The organism is Bradyrhizobium sp. IC4060 (assembly GCF_020193715.1).
GTDB classification, from domain to species: Bacteria; Pseudomonadota; Alphaproteobacteria; order Rhizobiales; family Xanthobacteraceae; genus Bradyrhizobium; species Bradyrhizobium yuanmingense.
The window spans coordinates 801,144-817,952 of the sequence record NZ_JADYVJ010000001.1; the positions used below are offsets into that span (position 1 = coordinate 801,144).

General features: G+C 64.4%; 18 protein-coding genes. 9 read left to right on the top strand and 9 right to left on the bottom strand.

What is annotated here, in order from left to right; translation table 11 throughout:
* Positions 1 to 23 precede the first annotated feature (23 nt).
* From I6F16_RS03965 to I6F16_RS03975, 3 genes are read right to left on the bottom strand one after another with little or no spacing between them, the layout of a single operon-like run.
* Complete coding sequence (locus I6F16_RS03965) at positions 24 to 671, bottom strand: TerC family protein (protein WP_036022248.1); 648 nt, start codon at positions 669 to 671, stop codon at positions 24 to 26.
* Entirely contained in the window at positions 668 to 1,030 is a 363-nt protein-coding gene (locus I6F16_RS03970) for a hypothetical protein (RefSeq protein ID WP_036022245.1), read from the bottom strand. The genes I6F16_RS03965 and I6F16_RS03970 overlap by 4 nt, the downstream gene beginning before the upstream one ends.
* Positions 1,031 to 1,032: 2 nt before the next feature.
* On the bottom strand, positions 1,033 to 1,500 hold the full coding sequence (locus tag I6F16_RS03975) for a TerB family tellurite resistance protein (RefSeq protein WP_225112792.1): 468 nt from the start codon (positions 1,498 to 1,500) through the stop codon (positions 1,033 to 1,035).
* A 359-nt stretch (positions 1,501 to 1,859) separates the two neighbouring features.
* Here I6F16_RS03975 and I6F16_RS03980 point away from each other — a divergent pair, with 359 nt between their 5' ends.
* The 4 genes from I6F16_RS03980 (at position 1,860) to I6F16_RS03995 (ending at position 5,649) form a co-directional block, all read left to right on the top strand.
* Positions 1,860 to 2,687, top strand: a complete 828-nt coding sequence (locus tag I6F16_RS03980; RefSeq protein WP_225112816.1) for a class II glutamine amidotransferase — start codon at positions 1,860 to 1,862, stop codon at positions 2,685 to 2,687.
* An 18-nt stretch (positions 2,688 to 2,705) separates the two neighbouring features.
* On the top strand, positions 2,706 to 3,935 hold the full coding sequence (locus I6F16_RS03985) for a carboxylate-amine ligase (protein WP_225112791.1): 1,230 nt from the start codon (positions 2,706 to 2,708) through the stop codon (positions 3,933 to 3,935).
* Positions 3,936 to 3,999: 64 nt separating this feature from the next.
* Positions 4,000 to 4,185, top strand: coding sequence for a hypothetical protein (locus I6F16_RS03990; RefSeq protein WP_036022282.1), 186 nt, complete (start codon positions 4,000 to 4,002; stop codon positions 4,183 to 4,185).
* 324 nt (positions 4,186 to 4,509) lie between these two features.
* Positions 4,510 to 5,649, top strand: coding sequence for a glucuronate isomerase (locus I6F16_RS03995; protein WP_225173451.1), 1,140 nt, complete (start codon positions 4,510 to 4,512; stop codon positions 5,647 to 5,649).
* 213 nt (positions 5,650 to 5,862) lie between these two features.
* Here the strand turns inward: I6F16_RS03995 and gor are convergent, their stop codons facing one another.
* The 3 genes from gor to rpiA are packed head-to-tail and all read right to left on the bottom strand — an operon-like array spanning position 5,863 to position 8,569.
* Positions 5,863 to 7,251 (bottom strand): glutathione-disulfide reductase, encoded by a 1,389-nt coding sequence (gene gor, locus I6F16_RS04000; RefSeq protein WP_109144146.1) that lies wholly within the window; start codon positions 7,249 to 7,251, stop codon positions 5,863 to 5,865.
* A gap of 47 nt (positions 7,252 to 7,298) precedes the next feature.
* Positions 7,299 to 7,841: a DUF2059 domain-containing protein gene (locus I6F16_RS04005; protein WP_036022233.1), complete on the bottom strand. Its 543-nt coding sequence runs from the start codon at positions 7,839 to 7,841 to the stop codon at positions 7,299 to 7,301.
* Entirely contained in the window at positions 7,838 to 8,569 is a 732-nt protein-coding gene (gene rpiA / locus I6F16_RS04010) for a ribose-5-phosphate isomerase RpiA (protein ID WP_036001558.1), read from the bottom strand. Before rpiA ends, I6F16_RS04005 begins: the two co-directional genes overlap by 4 nt.
* Before the next feature lie 183 nt (positions 8,570 to 8,752).
* Here rpiA and I6F16_RS04015 point away from each other — a divergent pair, with 183 nt between their 5' ends.
* The 5 genes from I6F16_RS04015 to I6F16_RS04035 all read left to right on the top strand — a co-directional run bounded on the left by I6F16_RS04015 (position 8,753) and on the right by I6F16_RS04035 (position 14,739).
* The gene (locus I6F16_RS04015) at positions 8,753 to 9,460 is read left to right on the top strand and encodes an HAD family hydrolase (RefSeq protein WP_036034495.1); all 708 of its coding nucleotides are present in this window, start codon (positions 8,753 to 8,755) and stop codon (positions 9,458 to 9,460) included.
* A 266-nt stretch (positions 9,461 to 9,726) separates the two neighbouring features.
* A complete protein-coding gene (gene moaA / locus I6F16_RS04020; protein WP_036001562.1) occupies positions 9,727 to 10,746 on the top strand; it encodes a GTP 3',8-cyclase MoaA in 1,020 nt (339 codons plus the stop codon).
* A gap of 169 nt (positions 10,747 to 10,915) precedes the next feature.
* Positions 10,916 to 11,497 carry a TRAP transporter small permease subunit gene (locus tag I6F16_RS04025; protein ID WP_036001566.1) on the top strand — a complete coding sequence of 194 codons (582 nt, stop codon included), beginning with the start codon at positions 10,916 to 10,918 and terminating at the stop codon, positions 11,495 to 11,497.
* Between the two features lie 27 nt (positions 11,498 to 11,524).
* Complete coding sequence (locus I6F16_RS04030; protein ID WP_036001569.1) at positions 11,525 to 13,180, top strand: TRAP transporter large permease subunit; 1,656 nt, start codon at positions 11,525 to 11,527, stop codon at positions 13,178 to 13,180.
* A 269-nt stretch (positions 13,181 to 13,449) separates the two neighbouring features.
* Positions 13,450 to 14,739, top strand: coding sequence for a M20/M25/M40 family metallo-hydrolase (locus I6F16_RS04035; protein WP_036034498.1), 1,290 nt, complete (start codon positions 13,450 to 13,452; stop codon positions 14,737 to 14,739).
* Positions 14,740 to 14,906: 167 nt separating this feature from the next.
* On the opposite strand, the gene I6F16_RS04040 is transcribed toward I6F16_RS04035, so the two are convergent.
* Genes I6F16_RS04040 through I6F16_RS04050 form a run of 3 tightly spaced genes read right to left on the bottom strand, consistent with a single transcriptional unit; the run spans position 14,907 to position 16,775 of the window.
* Positions 14,907 to 15,119, bottom strand: coding sequence for a type II toxin-antitoxin system RelE/ParE family toxin (locus tag I6F16_RS04040; protein WP_225112789.1), 213 nt, complete (start codon positions 15,117 to 15,119; stop codon positions 14,907 to 14,909).
* Positions 15,109 to 15,384 carry a type II toxin-antitoxin system ParD family antitoxin gene (locus tag I6F16_RS04045; protein WP_225112788.1) on the bottom strand — a complete coding sequence of 92 codons (276 nt, stop codon included), beginning with the start codon at positions 15,382 to 15,384 and terminating at the stop codon, positions 15,109 to 15,111. The genes I6F16_RS04040 and I6F16_RS04045 overlap by 11 nt, the downstream gene beginning before the upstream one ends.
* Before the next feature lie 53 nt (positions 15,385 to 15,437).
* Positions 15,438 to 16,775, bottom strand: a complete 1,338-nt coding sequence (locus I6F16_RS04050) for an ATP-binding protein (protein ID WP_225112815.1) — start codon at positions 16,773 to 16,775, stop codon at positions 15,438 to 15,440.
* Positions 16,776 to 16,809: the final 34 nt, after the last annotated feature.

Below are 16,809 nucleotides of genomic sequence, written 5' to 3' on the forward strand. Positions count from 1 at the left end.
CCGGACTGCGGTAGATTGTCGCCTCAGAGACTCGCAATCACCGGTGCAAGTTCCAGCGTGCCGCGATAGATCATCTCAAACGAGACGTAAAGGATGATGGCGAGGCCGACATAGGCCACCCAGCGCTGCTTCTGGAGCAAACGGCCAAGCAGATCCGCGGCAACGCCCATCATCCCAACCGACAAGAGCAGGCCGAAGGCCAGGATGTAGGGATGCTCCCGCGCGGCGCCCGCGACCGCGAGCACGTTGTCGAGCGACATCGACACGTCGGCGGCGACGATCTGCACCGCCGCTTGGCCGAAAGTCTTCTGCGTTACCGGCTGCTGTACCGGCGCAGCACCTGCGCCGTTACTATCGAATGCGAGTTCTTTCGAATGCGCGGCCTGCTCGCGCAGCTCGCGCCACATCTTCCAGCAGACCCAGAGCAGCAACACGCCGCCGGCGAGCAGAAGGCCGATCACTTGCAGAAGCTGGGTCGCAACGCCGGCGAAGGCGATACGCAGTGCGGTGGCAGCGGCGATACCGACGATGATGGCGCGGCGGCGCTGCTCGGCCGGCAGGCCGGCAGCCGCAAGGCCGATGACGACGGCATTGTCGCCGGCGAGCACGAGATCGATCAGGATGACTTGAAACAGCGCGGACAGCGCTTCGGCGGTGATGAGTTCAGTCATGATTGATCATTCCTAGAGGCAGACGGATCGAGCCAATGCGGCTTGCGCCGCTCGATCCAGTCGAAGACTTTTGAACGGGAGGAGCGCAGCGCAGGCACGTCCTCGGCGAGCAGAGCAAGGCCGAGCGGCAGCATCCAGACGCCGAGCACCGGGAGGATGGAGAGCACACCGCCGACGACCAGCAGCGTGCCCGAGGGGATCCTGACCCAGCGGCTGGACGGCTTGAGCAGATAGGTCAGGGTGTCGCTCATGCGCGGCGGCAGGCGGTCGACGAGCTTGGCCAGGCGCGGGTCTCCACCAGCGATCTGCTCGGTGTTCCCCTCGGTTTGCCTGGCGCGCTCGTTCGAAATCGTGCTCATGCTTACCCCTTCGAGGCGGCCTGCAGCTTGGGGCCCGGCGCACTCGCCCCGACCGGCTTCGCGCGCGGCAGCACCAGCGTCAGCAAGCGCAACAATTTAATCGCCTGGACTTCGTGGGGATGTACGTCCTCGTCTGCGGCAGCAACGCGCTCCGACAGCTCCACCAGATGCGACGACAGCGGCAGGTTCGAAACCGGTCGCAGCGTATCGATCACGACGTTGGCAAAATCCGGCTCTTCGAGCCGTTCGGCGAGTTCGTCGAACATCGCACGGAGCCGTTCGTCGCCGATGTGCGGCGCCAGCTTGCGGTCTCTGATGAAACGGATCACCTCGTCGCGTTCGACGGGTGAGACGCGCCGGTCAGCAACCGCTACCAGGGCGCCCACGATCACCACGGCCGCCGCGGCCTGCTCATTCAGGCTGGACGATTCCGTGATCTCGATCGAATTTGAGGACTTGGTTCCGGACATCGTAGCTCCCTTAACTTGCGAAATAGCCGCACGGAGCTGCGATGGGGACGAATGGTCGGAGAAAACGAAACAGGGGGCCCGACAATCGGCCGATCCATCGCATTCGCGCGGGACTGGTCATCCGACATCGCGAGGTTTGCCGACGAACGTCGACGTCCTCGCCAGAGGGGCCCGGATTCTTGTTCGCTTCAGAATTATAGGTACGCCTGTCGGAATCAAGGCGGACCGGCTGCGACCAGCCGCCGCATCCGTTCGGCGTTGCGGGATCGGTCATGCAACCCTTTCGCAGCTGGAACCATGCGTCCGTGACAGGTGTTGATGCACCTCGCGACGCATCAAACCGCCTGGCAGGAACCCGCATGTGCCGCTGGATCGCATACCGGGGCGAAACCACCTCGTTCGAGCCTTATGTCACCGAACCCGAGCATTCGCTGATTGCGCAGAGCATCCGCTCGCTTCAGTCCACGGCGGGCTCGAACGGAGACGGCTTTGGTCTCGGCTGGTATGGCGAGCACCCCGAGCCGGGCCTTTATCGCGAGACGCGCCCGGCGTGGTCGGACGAAAACCTGCGCTACCTCTGCCGGCATCTGCACTCGCATCTGTTCTTCGCTCATGTGCGTGCCGCAACCGGCACGGCCGTGACGCGGCAGAATTGTCACCCCTTTGCCTGCGGGCACTGGATGTTCATGCACAACGGGTTCGTCGGCAGCTGGAATCGGCTGCGGCGCAAAGTCGAGGCGCTGATTCCCGATGCCTACTATCCGTCGCGGCTGGGCACGACGGATTCGGAAGCCGTGTTCCTGGCCATGATGGGGGCCGGTCTCGAGCACGATCCGCTCGGCGCGACACAGTCCGTGCTGCAATCGCTCCTCGGATTCGTCAATGAAGGCGGGCTTCGGGAGCGGCTGCGCTTTACCAGCGCGATTGCCAACGGCCGCGACCTCTACGCATTTCGGGTCTCGGTGAACGATGCCGCGAACACGCTCTACTTCCGCGAGGACGGCGGGCAAGTCATCGTCGTCTCCGAGCCGTTCGATAAGGAATCGGACTGGGCGGAAGTCCCGCCGAACCACGCCCTGATCGCGCGAGCGTCCGAAGCCGTCAAAATTGTTCCGTTCGACCCTGCAATTTCCAGTACATTGGGTGCGGAACCGGCCACAATCAGACGGATTATCGCCCGCAGGTAATGACCCCGCCGGTGGCCAATGACATTTGCTTCAGACGTTTCAAAGCTGCTGCGTCTTGCCCCCTCCGAGGACAAGCAGCATGTCGTCATCCGTTCTGCCGGCGGCGGCGGCAATCCGGCGGAATATTCCTTCGGCATCGAGGAGGAATACTTCCTCGCTGACCGCCGCAGCTTCGAGGTCGCGATCCGCACGCCCAACGAGCTGTTCGAATCGGCAAACTGGTCGACCGGCGGCCAGGCCATGCGCGAGATGCTGCAATCGCAGCTCGAGGTCGCAACCAACGTTCATGTCGACGTGAACGACGCGCGCGAGGAGCTGCGCTTCCTGCGACGCGAGGTCGCGAACGTCGCTGCGCAATACGGCTTCGTGATCATGGCCTGCGGCACGCACCCGAGCGCAGTCTGGCGCATGTCGCAGCCCAGCCCGAAACCGCGCTACGAGGAGATGATCGAGGATCTGCGCAGCCTCGGCCACCGCAACATGATGTGCGGCATGCATGTGCACGTGCAGCTGCCGGATCCCGAGAAGCGCATGGCGGTGATGCGGGCCATGCTGCCGCATCTGCCGCTGTTCATCGCGCTGTCGACGTCCTCGCCGTTCTGGAATTCGCACAAGACCGGATTGAAGGGCTACCGCCTCGCGGCTTATTCCGAGCTGCCGCGCACCGGCCTGCCCGAATTGTTCGAAGGCAAGCAGGATTTCGACGCTTATGTCGGCGCGTTGCAGCGCTCCGGCGTGATCCCGGACGAAAGCCACATCTGGTGGGCAATGCGCCCCTCCGTGAAGCATCCGACGCTGGAGCTTCGCGCGCCCGACACCTGCACCTTCGTCGACGACGCGGTTGCCATCGCCTCGCTGTACCGCTGCCTGACGCGGCATCTCTATCTGCGCCCTCAGCTGTCCCGGGAGGTCACTGCGGTCGAGCGCGCGATCGCGGTCGAGAACAAATGGCGCGCCCAGCGCTACGGCACCGACTGCATCTTCGCCTCGAAGGACGGACCGGTGACGATCTCGGAGCTGCTCACCGGGGTGATCGACGACATTGCGGAGGACGCAGCCGCGCTGAACTGCTCCGCCGAGATCGAACACTGCCGTACCATCGTCGCGCGCGGCAGCTCGGCGGAATTCCAGCTTCGCGCCTATCGCGAAAGCGACGACGACATCGCAGCCGTGTCACAATGGATCGCTACCTCTACGCTGTCAGGAACGAGCGCGCCTGTGCATCGCAGCGCTCCTGCACCGTCATAGCGCCCGCGCAAGCTTGCGCGACGAAAATGCCACTCCTGAGTTACGGAGATCGTTGGAGAAGCGCATGAACCGCACCACACCCTGCCCCGGCTGCGGCCATGCGCTTGTGCCGATGCTGACGGCCCACGGCCACACGGAGCCGAGCTGCCTCTGGTGCGAAGGCTTCGACGCGCGCGCCATGGACATGGCGAAATGGGCAGGCAGCCCGTCCGGCAAGCCCGAGCCGGCGCTCCCGCGATCATTCGACTGAACCGTGCCAGGCGCCCGTCGCGGGGGCCGGCTGCATGCGCTTTTGCAGGGCATGCCGACAAATTAGACAAGACAAGCCGCTGCGCCCACTGACGCTTGTCCGGAGAAGTCGGGCGAGTTCGGCGCCACCCATTGTCTAACCTCAGGTGCAATCTCGATTATTTGCGCGTCGCGTGCAGCCGGCGGACCAGCGCGCCGCATTGCGCTCCGGCTGGCCTGAAATTCGCAAGACTGCATCAGGCCAAGTCCCTGCCCGGCCAGATGAGGAGCGGCCAGTCACGTGCGCTCGGCTTCCGGGATGAATGGCCTCAGATCGGAGAATGCCATGAACGTGCATGCTGCCGGAGACATCAAATTCACCGGTCTCACCCATCCGAACGGCGCCCGGCTGCGCCTCAACGATCAGGACTTCGTGGCGATCGATCGCGATAAGAATGCGAATTTCGAGGCGACCTACCGGCCGCAGGCGCTCTACAACCGCGCCAATGAAGGCTTCCACGCCAACAACGAAACCTTCCTGCTGCACGAGGTCGCGACCAATCTGCCGATCTACCGGCCCGACACCGGCCCCACCGATTTCCATCTGCATCTGCCGCCGGGCGGCTTTCAGCTCGTGCTGGTCACCTCGGGCGCGTTCACCTTCGACTATGACGGCCGCTGGTACAATGTCGGCCCGGGCGCGGTGATGCTGCAAAGCGCGATCGTGCATCGCCAGCTGTTCTACACCTGGTCGGGTTTGCCAACCGAAGAGAATTTGAAGACGCCGCAGACGGTGGTGCCCGATCCGATCTCGATGGGCTATTCCGGCAAATTCCTCGAAGCCTTCATCACCGATCCCACCACCTTTCCGAATCCGACCATCGTCGGTCCGGATCAGATCAATGAGGACGAAACGCCGCGCGTGGCCTGGAGCCATCCGCTGCATGACCGCCCGGCCGATGCCGGCTTCTGGCTTCAGGATCCCCTGGCGCTCGACGCGCTCTTCAAGCCTCTCAGCGATGGTTCTGTCAGATCGGCGATGCCGGTTTACATTCGCGACATCGGCATCGAGATTCCGAGCGGGCATCTCGTCACCGGCCACATCATCGCGACCGACCCGCGTGGCCACGCGCTCTTGCCGAAGAGCACGTCTGCCGCGGCGGACGCGACCCGCTTTGCCAAGGGCGAGGTCGTGATCTATCGCGTCATTCGCGGCACGGCCGAGTTCAAGAAGAAGTCCGGCGAGAGCTTTGAACTCTCTGCCGGCGACGTGGTGACGGCGGGCAAGGATTCCATCAGCCTGATCGGCGTCGGCGAAAACACCCAGGTTCTCCGCCTCGGCCTGCTCAAGGGCATGAACGAGCTGCGCAGCTGGACGGCGACGCAGCGCGACGAGATCGACGGCCTCGCCGGTCAGATCATCACGCAGAAGGACGTGCGTCCCCTGCGCACCGAGGGCAAACCGGTCGGATATCTGTACGGCTAGGCGGCTCGCAGCTAGGGTCTTCTTCCCTTCTCCCCTTGTGGGAGAAGGTGGCGCGAAGCGCCGGATGAGGGGTTCTCTCAGCTCGTAACACTGTTCGTGAGGAGAGAGACCCCTCACCCGTCTCGCCGCTCCGCGGCGATCCACCCTCTCCCGCAAGGGGAGAGGGTAAGCGCGCACCAACTTATTCGGTTGAGTGTGCTCGTGCCGCCGCAACTACTCCGCCGCCTGCCGCACGTGGCGTGCGGTCGGGGTGCGCATGGTGACGAGCTCTTCGGCCGCGGTCGGATGCAGCGCGATGGTCGCGTCGAAATCGGCCTTGGTCGCCTTCATCTTCACCGCGATCGCGACGGCTTGCGTGATCTCGGCGGCGGCATCGCCGACGATGTGACAGCCGAGCACGCGGTCGGTCGCGCCGTCGACCACGAGCTTCATCAGCACGCGGGTGTCGCGGCCGGACATCGTCGCCTTGATGGGCCGGAACGTCGTCTTGTAGATGTCGACGTGGCTGAATTGCGCGCGCGCCTCGGTTTCCGTCAGGCCAACCGTGCCGACCTCCGGCTGCGAGAACACCGCCGTCGGGATGTTGGCATGGTCGACCTGCACCTCGCGCTTGCCGAACACCGTGTCGGCGAAGGCATGGCCCTCCCGGATCGCGACCGGCGTCAGGTTGAAGCGGTGGGTGACGTCGCCGATGGCATAGATGCTGTCGACCGAGCTCTTGGAGAAATGGTCGACCGCGATGCCGCCGTTGGCGGGATTGATGGCGACGCCGGCATTCTCCAGGCCGAGATTGGCGACGTTCGGATGGCGGCCGATCGCGAACATCACCTGGTCGGAGGCGAGGCTCGAGCCGTTCGACAGATGCGTGGTGAAGTCCTCGCCGTGGCGGTCGACCTTGGTCACGGTGCAGCCGGTGAGGATGGTGATGCCCTGCTTCTCCATCTCGGCGCGCACATGGGTCCGGACATCCTCGTCGAAGCCGCGCAGAATGTTGTCGCCGCGATAGATCACCGTGACGTCGGAGCCGAAGCCGGCGAAGATGCCGGCGAATTCCAGCGCGATATAGCCGCCGCCCTGGATCACGATCCGCTTCGGCAGCCTCGCAAGATGAAACGCCTCGTTGGAGGAGATCACGTGCTCGATGCCGGGGATCGCCGCGCCATGGTTGGGCGCGCCGCCGGTGGCGATCAGGATGTACTTCGCCGTGACCTTCTTGTCGTTCTCGAGCAGGCGGACGGTGTGCTTGTCCTCGATCACCGCGCGGCTCTTGACGATCTGCGCGCCTGATTTCTCGACGTTGGCCGTGTAGGCCGCCTCCAGCCGCGCGATCTCCTTGTCCTTGTTGGCGATCAGCGTCGGCCAGTCGAAGCTGGCGGGCGGAACGGTCCAGCCGAAGCCGGCGGCGTCCTCGAGCTCGTGACGGACATGCGAGCCGATCACGAACAGCTTCTTCGGCACACAGCCGCGGATCACGCAGGTGCCGCCCATGCGGTACTCTTCCGCGATCATGACGCGGGCGCCGTAGCCGGCCGCGATGCGGGCGGCACGGACGCCGCCCGAGCCGCCACCAATGACGAAGAGGTCGACGTCGAAATCAGCCATTATCCACTCCGACCCCTTATCAGGAACGACCTTTCAGATAGGTGCGCTCAGATCTCCTTGCCACGCTTGCGCATCTCGGCACGGAAGGCGCCCATCACGGTTTCCGAGAAGTTCTGGGCCCAGCTGTTCATGAACGCCATGCTCTGCCCGATCGCGCGCGGCTCGGCATCGATCAGCTTCTTGCCCAGCGGCGACTTGTAGAAGGTGACGAGGTCCTTCAGCTCCTGCTCGGTGAACTCGCTGGCATAAATCTGCGCCATGCCTTCGCCGATCTCGCTCTGGCGGCCGTTGAGCTGTTGGGCCACGATCGGGGCGACCTCGTTGAGGTCCTTCTGGTAATTCAGGTTCTGCTGGATCAGCGCGCCCTTGGTCTTCTCGACCATGCCCGGCACGGCGCCCGCATACATCCCGGCGGCGTTCTTGATCTGCAGAATTTCCTTCGCTGCCGCAATCGCCGCGGGCGACGCCTTCGGCAGGGCCGGCGCCGCGGGAGCCTTCTGGCCCGCCTGCTGCGCGGCGACCGGGGCGGCCGAAAGGGCCAATCCCGCAGCGAGAGCCGCAGCCGGCAAGATTTTCAACACGTTCTTCATTCCTGGTCTCCTTTCGGCTTGCGCCGTTCAATCACGCGGATTCCGCCGCCGCCCGCCAGAACGGCCGAGCTGGCCAAGCCGATGAACAGCCCGTGCTCGACCACACCGGGAATGGCGCTCAACGCCTTGGCGAGACCGGGGGGATCCGTAATACGTCCGAGCTGGGCATCGACGATCCAGTGGCCGCCATCGGTGACGAAAACGTGGCCGTCCTTGTCCCCGCCTTTGGCCTTGCGGACCGCCATTTGCCCGGAAACGCCGCATTCGGCAAATGCCTTTTCGATCGCGCGGCGCGTCGCACCGAGCCCGAACGGGATGACCTCGATCGGCAGCGGAAACTTGCCGAGCGTCGGCACCCATTTGCTGTCGTCGGCAATCACGATCATGCGGTCCGAGGCGGCCGCCACGATCTTCTCGCGCAACAGCGCGCCGCCGCCGCCCTTGATCAGATTGAGCTCGGGATCGATCTCGTCGGCGCCGTCGATCGTGAGGTCGAGATGGTCGATCTCGTCCAGCGTCGTCAGCTTGACGCCGCAGCGTTCCGCATCGGCCCGCGTCGCCTCGGAGGTCGGCACGCCGATCACCTTGAGCCCGGCGGCAACGCGTTCGCCGAGCAGCTCGACGAAGTGCTTGGCGGTCGAGCCGGTGCCGAGCCCGAGCTGCATGCCGTCGCGCACCTCCTCCAGCGCACGCGCCGCAGCCTGCCGCTTCAACTGGTCCATGGTCACGTGTGCGCCTGCCTTGTGAAGTCTCGAACATGCGGCCGATTCCGGCCGGTTTCGGGCGCCTATGTAGCCTCGTTTTTCCCAGGAGAACAGGGCCTGGAACAGGGTCTGGGAACAGGCCTATAAGGTGATCTTATGGGCCCGCCCCTTGCGCGGATAGGACCGGGCCGGTAGCGCTTGGGAATCATGACCTCCTTCAAGACGACTTCCCCTCACACCATCGTCTTCGATCTCGACGGCACGCTGGTGGATACGGCACCCGACCTGATCACGGCCCTCAATTACGTGCTCGACCGCGAAGGCCTGCCGCCGGTGCCGATGGCCTCGGCCCGCAACATGATCGGCGCCGGTGCCCGCAAGCTGATCGAGCGGGGGCTGGAGGCGGAGGGCCGCACCGTCACCCCCGCCGACATGGACCGGATGACGGCGGATTTCATCGCCTATTACGCCGACCATATCGCTGTGGAATCCCGCCCTTTCGAGGGTCTCGAGGCCGCGCTGGACCAGTTTGCCGCCCAGGGCCATCGCCTCGCGGTCTGCACCAACAAGCTGGAATGGCTGTCGAAGCGCCTGCTGGACCAGCTCGACCTCAGCCGCCGCTTCGCGGCGATCTGCGGCGCGGACACCTTTGGCGTCCAGAAGCCCGATCCGACCATTCTTCGCGAGACCGTGGCCCGGGCCGGCGGCGAGGTGAAGGCCAGCATCATGGTCGGCGACGCCGGAACCGATGTCGGCGTCGCCCGGCGGGCCGGCGTGCCGGTGATCGGGGTCAGCTTCGGCTACACCGACGTGCCGATCGCCGAGCTGAAGCCGGACCGCCTGATCCACCACATGCGCGATCTGCCAGCGGCCGCGATCAGCCTGATGACGGCAAGCAACACAGCAACGCTTTGATAGGATTGCCATTTTCACCGCCTCACATCCCAAATGGATGCATAGAGGGCTGACTTCACCGGCGCCGCGGGCGTTGCCGGTCGTACGCGGAACCCAGCTGCGAGCCGCACCGAACGAGCCGAAATCCCGCGCCGAGGGGGTCACATGCGTCAGCGCTGCACTCACGTATACCACCCGATTGTCCTTGCCGCGTCCGATGCTTAGATTGCGTCGACCGCACCGCTGCAGCAAAGGTGCGCCCGTCGCCATAAGTGAAGGCCTCTCGCATGACCGGATCCGCCGCATTGTCGACCCCGATGACCGATCCGTTCGGGCGGACCATCACCTACTTGCGCGTCTCCGTCACCGACCGCTGCGACCTGCGCTGCTTCTACTGTATGTCCGAAGACATGACGTTCCTGCCCAAGGCGGACCTGCTGACGCTGGAGGAGCTCGATCGGCTCTGTACGGCCTTCATCGCCAAGGGCGTGAAGAAGCTGCGCCTCACCGGCGGCGAGCCCTTGGTCCGCCGCAATGTGATGTCGCTGGTGCGCTCGTTGTCGCGGCATCTGTCGAGCGGCGCGTTGAGCGAGCTGACGCTGACCACCAACGGCACCCAGCTTGCGAAGCACGCGCGGGAGCTCGCCGATTGCGGCGTCCGCCGCATCAACGTCTCGCTCGACACCCTCGATCCCAAGAAGTTTCGCGAGATCACCCGCTGGGGCGAGATCGACAAGGTGCTGGAGGGCATCGAGGCCGCGCGCGCCGCAGGGCTCGCCGTCAAGATCAACGCCGTGGCGCTGAAGAACCTCAACGAGGACGAGCTGCCTTCGCTGATGCGCTGGGCCCACGGCAAGGGCATGGGCCTGACGCTGATCGAGGTGATGCCGATGGGCGAGATCGGATCGGGCCGCATTGACCAATATCTGCCGCTGTCGCTGGTGCGCGCCCGCCTCGCCCAGCAGTTCACGCTGACGGATCTGGCCGAGAGCACCGGCGGTCCGGCCCGCTATGTCGGCGTCGCCGAGACCGGCGGCAAGCTCGGCTTCATCACGCCGATGACCCATAATTTCTGCGAATCCTGTAATCGGGTACGCATCACCTGCACCGGAACGCTGCACACCTGCCTCGGCCACGAGGATGCCTCCGATTTGCGCAAACCTCTGCGTGCATCGAGCGACGATCTATTGCTTGCGGATGCGATCGACCGCGCCATCGGCCTGAAGCCCAAGGGCCACGATTTCATCATCGACCGCCGCCACGACCGGCCCAGCGTCAGCAGGCACATGAGCGTCACCGGCGGCTAACTCCGTATAGTTGCGGCCCTATTCCCCTTAACTATCAACAAACTTCCGATTGACTGGCGGCACGCCCGCTGGTTTGGTGCGGCGGCCTCATGCCTGCGCGGCGGGATAAGCCACGCGCCATCTCGGCGCAGTCAAGACGGCCGGGGCACAATCGGGGGAGGACCTATCGTTGCAAGCGCTCCTTAAGCTGAGCAGCAGGATCGACGCGTTCACGCGCTGGACCGGCAAACGTATTGCGTGGCTGATCGTGCTCGCCGTTGTCATTTCGGCGGTCAACGCGATCATCCGCAAGACGTTCGACACCTCGTCCAATTCGTGGCTCGAGCTGCAATGGGTGCTGTTCAGCATCGTCTTCCTGCTCTGTTCGCCCTGGACGCTGCTCGACAATGAGCACATCCGCATCGACATCGTAAGCAACACGATGCCCAAGAAGGCGCGCAACGTCATCGACATCGTCGGTCACGTGTTCTTCCTCATTCCGATCTGCATCGTCATGATCGTCACGGGCGTGCCGTTCTTCCTGCGCTCCTTCCAGATCAACGAGCAATCCGGCAATGCCGGCGGCTTGCCGCAATGGCCCGCCAAAGCCCTGATCATGGTGGGGTTCGCCTTCCTTCTGGTCCAAGGCATCTCCGAGCTGATCAAGCGGATCGCGGTGATGCGCGGCTTGATACCGGACCCGCACGAATCGCAGGTGTCGGCGCTCGAAGCGGAAGTCGAGCATCTCGTTGAAGCGATCGAGAAGAAGTAGCCGTTGGCGACGGTGTAGGGGGAATCCATGACCGCATTCATCATCGCCAATATGGCGCCCATCATGTTCGTATCGCTGGTCGTCATGCTGCTGCTCGGCTATCCGGCGGCATTCTCGCTCGGCGCCGTCGGCCTGTTCTTCGCCATCATCGGCGTCGAGCTCGGCCAGTTTCACCCCGACTTCCTCCAGGCCTTGCCGGAGCGCGTCTATGGCGTGATGAACAACGACACGCTGCTCGCGATCCCCTTCTTCACCTTCATGGGATTGGTGCTGGAGCGGTCGGGCATGGCCGAGGACCTGCTCGACACGATCGGCCAGCTGTTCGGCACGATCCGCGGCGGCCTCGCCTATGCCGTGATCTTCGTCGGCGCGCTGCTCGCTGCGACCACCGGCGTGGTCGCGGCGTCCGTGATCTCGATGGGCCTGATCTCGCTGCCGATCATGCTGCGCTATGGCTATGATCGCCGCGTGGCCGCCGGCGTCATCGCCGCCTCCGGCACGCTCGCGCAAATCATTCCGCCCTCCCTCGTCCTGATCGTGATGGCCGACCAGCTCGGCAAGTCCGTCGGCGACATGTACGAAGGCGCCTTCATCCCGGGCCTCGTGCTTGCCGCCCTCTACGCCGGATACGCTTTCCTCGTCAGCATGATCTGGCCGAAGGCGACGCCCGGCCTGCCGAAGGACGCCATCGGCTTCCGCGAAGAGAACGGCGATCGCGGCCTTGTATCGCTCGGTGTGCTGTTCCTCGCGAGCTGCGCATTCGGATGGCTCATGATGCGCAATTCCAGCACTCGTGGCGCCGATTACGTGGTGCTCAGCATGTTCTACGGCATCATCTTCGCATTCGCCGTCGCCGTGCTGAACTGGGTGGTGGATAAGCTGACCGGATTCCGTTTCCTCTCGAAGATGGCGCAGCAGACCACCTTCGTGATGGTGCCGCCGCTGTTCCTGATCTTCCTGGTGCTGGGCACGATCTTCATCGGCATCGCCACGCCGACCGAAGGCGGTGCGATGGGTGCCGCCGGCGCCCTCATTCTCGGTGCCGTGAAGCGGCGGCTGAGCTGGGACCTGATCCGGCAGGCCACGGAATCGACCGCCAAGCTGTCGGCCTTCGTCGTGTTCATCCTGGTCGGCGCCCGCATCTTTTCGCTCACCTTTTACGGGGTCAACGGTCACGTCTGGGTCGAGCACCTGCTCACATCGCTGCCGGGCGGCCAGATCGGCTTCCTGATCTTCGTCAACGCGCTCGTATTCGTACTGGCCTTCTTCCTCGACTTCTTCGAGCTGGCCTTCATCGTGATCCCGCTACTGGGACCGGCCGCCGAGAAGCTCGGCATCGACCTGATCTGGTTCGGCGTCATTCTCGGCGTCAATATGCAGACCTCGTTCATGCACCCGCCGTTCGGATTCGCGCTGTTCTATCTCCGGTCCGTCGCGCCGAAGGAGCGATACACCGATCGGGTCACTGGCAAGCGGATGGACCCCGTCACCACCGGCCAGATCTATTGGGGTGCGGTGCCCTTCGTCGTCATCCAGATCATCATGGTCGGCCTCGTGATCGCGTTCCCGTCGATGGTGATGCACTACAAGGGCGTGCAGACGAACATCGATCCCAGCACGATCAAAATCGAGGTGCCGCAGATCGAGCTGCCTCCGCTGGATCTCGGCCCTCCGCAGAAGTAGTGCGACAACTGGTTCTAGCAGCGAGCGCCCACACCCTCTTCCCTTCTCCCCTTGTGGGAGAAGGTGGCGCGAACGCAGTTCGCGCCGGATGAGGGGTTTCTCTCCGCGCATTTTACTCGCCGTCGGACTCGCGGAGACAACCCCTCACCCGGCTTCGCTATCGCGAAGCCGCCCTCTCCCACCAGGGGAGAGGGTGCAGCACGGCCGCGTGACAAGCGCCGCGAACACAGGCATATCGGCTCCTTCTTCAACCGAAGGACTGTCCGCTCATGCCCCGATCGCACCTCGCTTCCACGTTCTTTGGAACGTTGATCGCCTCACTCTGGCTGGCATCTGCCGCAACGCTGGTGCACGCCGAGCCGGTCGCCAACGTCCATGCGCTGGCGCAGAAGGAACAGCAGCCGCTGCTCGACACGCTGCGCGATCTCGTCAACATCGAATCCGGCAGCAAGGACATCGAAGGCCTGAACCAGATCGCCGAGCGCATTGCCGGTCAGCTCAAGCAACTCGGCGGCACGGTGGAGATCCTGCAGCCGACTGACATCTATCGCCTCGACGACACCCCCGAAAAGATCGGGCCGGCCGTGCACGCCGTGTTCAAGGGCACGGGGTCCAAGAAGATCATGCTGATTGCCCACATGGACACGGTGTACCTGAAGGGCATGCTGAAGGACCAACCGTTCCGCATCGACGGCGACAAGGCGTACGGGCTCGGCATTGCCGACGACAAGCAGGGCATCGCGCTCATTCTCCATACCGTGGCATTGCTGCAGAAGCTGAACTTCAGGGATTACGGCACGCTCACGGTGCTCACGAACGGCGACGAGGAGATCTCCTCGCCCGGCTGGCGCAGCACCATCACCAAGCTCGCCTCGGATCAGGACGTGGTGTTCTCGTTCGAAGGCGGCGGCACCGACGGCACGCTGCGCCTCGCCACCAGCGGCATCGGCTCGGCCTATCTTACCGTGCATGGCAAGTCGTCACATGCCGGCGCACGGCCCGAAGGCGGCGTGAATGCGCTGTACGAGCTCTCGCACCAGGTGCTGCAGATGAAGGACTTGTCCAAGCCCGAGCAGGGCCTGAAGCTGAATTGGACGGTGTCCAAGTCCGGAACCAACCGCAATGTGATCCCTGCCGAGGCGACGGCCCAGGCCGACGCGCGCGCCCTCAAGGTGTCCGACTTCGACGAGTTGCAGAAGGCGCTGCAGGACAAGATCAAGAATCGCCTGCTGCCCGATTCCAGAGTCGAGCTGAAGTTCGAGGTGCGGCGCCCGCCGCTCGAACCCAGTGAGGCCTCGCGCCGGGTGGCGGCCTATGGCAAGACGATCTATGGGGAGATCGGACTATCCCTCAAGGTCGACGAGAAGGCCATCGGCGGCGGCACTGATGCGGCTTTTGCCGCGCTGCAATCCAAAGGAGCCGTGGTGGAAGGCATGGGCCTGTCGGCCTTCGGCGCGCACTCCAACGATGCCGAATATGTGCAGGTGGGCAGCATCGTGCCGCGGCTCTATCTGACGACACGCATGATCATGGACCTGTCCACCGGCAAGCTTAAATAGCGGCTGCGGTCGCCGTCACTCTCCGGCTCGCGGCCTTCCGTCGCGACGAGACAGAGCGAAGCTCTTTCGTCCGAACAGGAGTGTTCAGACATCGCCTTCGAAATGACGTCCGGCATATGCGATTGTGACGATCTCGACCTCTGTCTTCAGGACACGGAACGCGATCGTCACGCGCCGCTTGAATCCGACGGTACGCAGACCGGAAGAAGATCGTCGCGACTGGTCCCACGTTTGGGAAAGGTGGCGAGAGCCTTGCATGCCTTCTCGATACGGTCGATATAGCCGCCTGCAATTCGGTAGCCGGCACGTTCTGCGATGTACTCGTAAAGGCCAACCAGATCGGCCTCCGCCTCCGGTCGGAATACGACCTTAAGCGCCACGCTTGGCTGCCTTCACGTTTCTGGCGTGACGAGTCCGCAGGCGCTTGAAAACGTCGCTCGCAGCAACGCTGGGGCGGGGATCCTGGACCGAAGCTCGGACCTTGGCGGCCAGATATTCGTCAAGCGCGGCATCCTGACGATCGAGGGCGCGGAGGGCCGAGCGCATGACTTCGCTGGCGGAGGCATATTCGCCTGACTTCAGGCGGGCTTCCAGGCTCGCGCGCTGCGGGCCAAGAGTGACGGGGATCGGCTTGCTGGTCCGCATGTGGTCCCCCTTCAGTGCTCTACAACGCAAGATATGACAATGTCATACATGCCTCAAGCGCCATCCGGGCTCCCTGCTCCGCGCACGGGAAAAGGTGCACTGTCATTGCCGGGCCAGTTCCTTCCCATCGTGACCTTGTCCGCCAGCCGAAACCGCAGCGTGAACTCCGCACCGCCGCCGGGGAGGTTCTGCACCGCGACCGTGGCGGCGTGATCGTCCGCCACGGCGCGCACGATCGAGAGTCCCAGCCCCGCACCGTCGCTGCGCCGGCGGTCGGCGCGCCAGAAGCGCTGGAAGATCAGCTCGCGCTCGGCCTCCGCGATCCCCGGGCCGGAATCGCGCACCCGCACCGAACCGTCCTCCCCCACCTCGACCTCGACGGTGGTGCCCTCCGCCGTGAACTTGATGGCGTTTTCGGCAAGATTGAACACCGCGCGCTGCAGCATCTCCGAATTGCCGTGGATCAGGACCGGTGCGTCGGTGCCCTTCAGCGCGATGTCCTTGCGTTGCGCGATCGCGAACGGGGCGATCGAGCCGACCACCTCGGCACAGACGGCGCGCAAATCCGCGGCCTCGCCGGGATCGAGCACCAGGGTGTCGAGCTCGGTGATCTCAAGCAGCTGGGCGACGATCCGGCTCATGGCCTCGATGTCGGCATGCAGCGCCCGCCGTTCCGCGCCGTCGCCGAGCGTCTCGATCCGCGTGCGCAGGATCGCCAGCGGCGTGCGCAATTGATGCGCGGCATCCGCCGTGAACTGCCGCTGCACGCGAAAGCCGGCCTCGAGGCGGTCGAGCGCCTGGTTCACGGCGGTGACCAGCGGCACGATCTCGCGCGGAATCTGCTCGGTCGGCAGGCGAATGTCGGTGCGTGCAGGGCCGATGTTGCTGGCCTCCTGGGAGGCCTTCCACAACGGCGCGATCGCGCGGCGGAAGATGATGATGTCGATGGCAAGCAGGACCAGGAGGATCGGGACGGTGATCCACCCGACCCGCCGAAAAAAGTTCGAGACGATATCGTCGATGATGACGTCCCGGTGGGCCAGATCCTCGGCAACCTGGATGCGCACCGTCTTGCCGGCAACGTCTCGCGTGACGCTGGCGCCGGAGACGGTGTCGGAGAAACGGGAGGGCGCCGTCGCGGCGGAACGCCGGTGGGAGGAGAACAGCAACCTTCCGTCGGCATCGCGAATGTCGAACTGGTAGCGGCCGTAGGCGTCCGAATAAAGCCCCTTGAGGCTGTCGGGCAGGTTGAAGGTCAACGTGCCGTCCGGCTGCGCGACGATGCGCTCCGCCAGCACCTCGGCCTGCGCGCGCATGGCATCGCGATGCAGCTGGTCGATCTCGGAGTTGAGCAGCCAGAACAACACCAGCGGCAGGAAGATCGCGACCATCGCGACCGCGACGATGTGCAGAAACACGATGCGC

Bases quoted from the DNA above. Each gene is read 5' to 3' on its own strand.
- I6F16_RS04045 (WP_225112788.1), bottom strand. From the start codon at position 15,384: ATGCGGACCAGCAAGCCGATCCCCGTCACTCTTGGCCCGCAGCGCGCG.
- I6F16_RS04035 (WP_036034498.1), top strand. From the start codon at position 13,450: ATGCCCCGATCGCACCTCGCTTCCACGTTCTTTGGAACGTTGATCGCC.
- I6F16_RS04015 (WP_036034495.1), top strand. From the start codon at position 8,753: ATGACCTCCTTCAAGACGACTTCCCCTCACACCATCGTCTTCGATCTC.
- I6F16_RS03975 (WP_225112792.1), bottom strand. From the start codon at position 1,500: ATGTCCGGAACCAAGTCCTCAAATTCGATCGAGATCACGGAATCGTCC.
- I6F16_RS03985 (WP_225112791.1), top strand. From the start codon at position 2,706: ATGACATTTGCTTCAGACGTTTCAAAGCTGCTGCGTCTTGCCCCCTCC.
- I6F16_RS03995 (WP_225173451.1), top strand. From the start codon at position 4,510: ATGAACGTGCATGCTGCCGGAGACATCAAATTCACCGGTCTCACCCAT.
- I6F16_RS03980 (WP_225112816.1), top strand. From the start codon at position 1,860: ATGTGCCGCTGGATCGCATACCGGGGCGAAACCACCTCGTTCGAGCCT.
- gor (WP_109144146.1), bottom strand. From the start codon at position 7,251: ATGGCTGATTTCGACGTCGACCTCTTCGTCATTGGTGGCGGCTCGGGC.
- I6F16_RS03970 (WP_036022245.1), bottom strand. From the start codon at position 1,030: ATGAGCACGATTTCGAACGAGCGCGCCAGGCAAACCGAGGGGAACACC.
- I6F16_RS04050 (WP_225112815.1), bottom strand. From the start codon at position 16,775: ATGGTCGCGATCTTCCTGCCGCTGGTGTTGTTCTGGCTGCTCAACTCC.
- I6F16_RS04005 (WP_036022233.1), bottom strand. From the start codon at position 7,841: ATGAAGAACGTGTTGAAAATCTTGCCGGCTGCGGCTCTCGCTGCGGGA.
- moaA (WP_036001562.1), top strand. From the start codon at position 9,727: ATGACCGGATCCGCCGCATTGTCGACCCCGATGACCGATCCGTTCGGG.
- I6F16_RS03965 (WP_036022248.1), bottom strand. From the start codon at position 671: ATGACTGAACTCATCACCGCCGAAGCGCTGTCCGCGCTGTTTCAAGTC.
- I6F16_RS03990 (WP_036022282.1), top strand. From the start codon at position 4,000: ATGAACCGCACCACACCCTGCCCCGGCTGCGGCCATGCGCTTGTGCCG.
- I6F16_RS04030 (WP_036001569.1), top strand. From the start codon at position 11,525: ATGACCGCATTCATCATCGCCAATATGGCGCCCATCATGTTCGTATCG.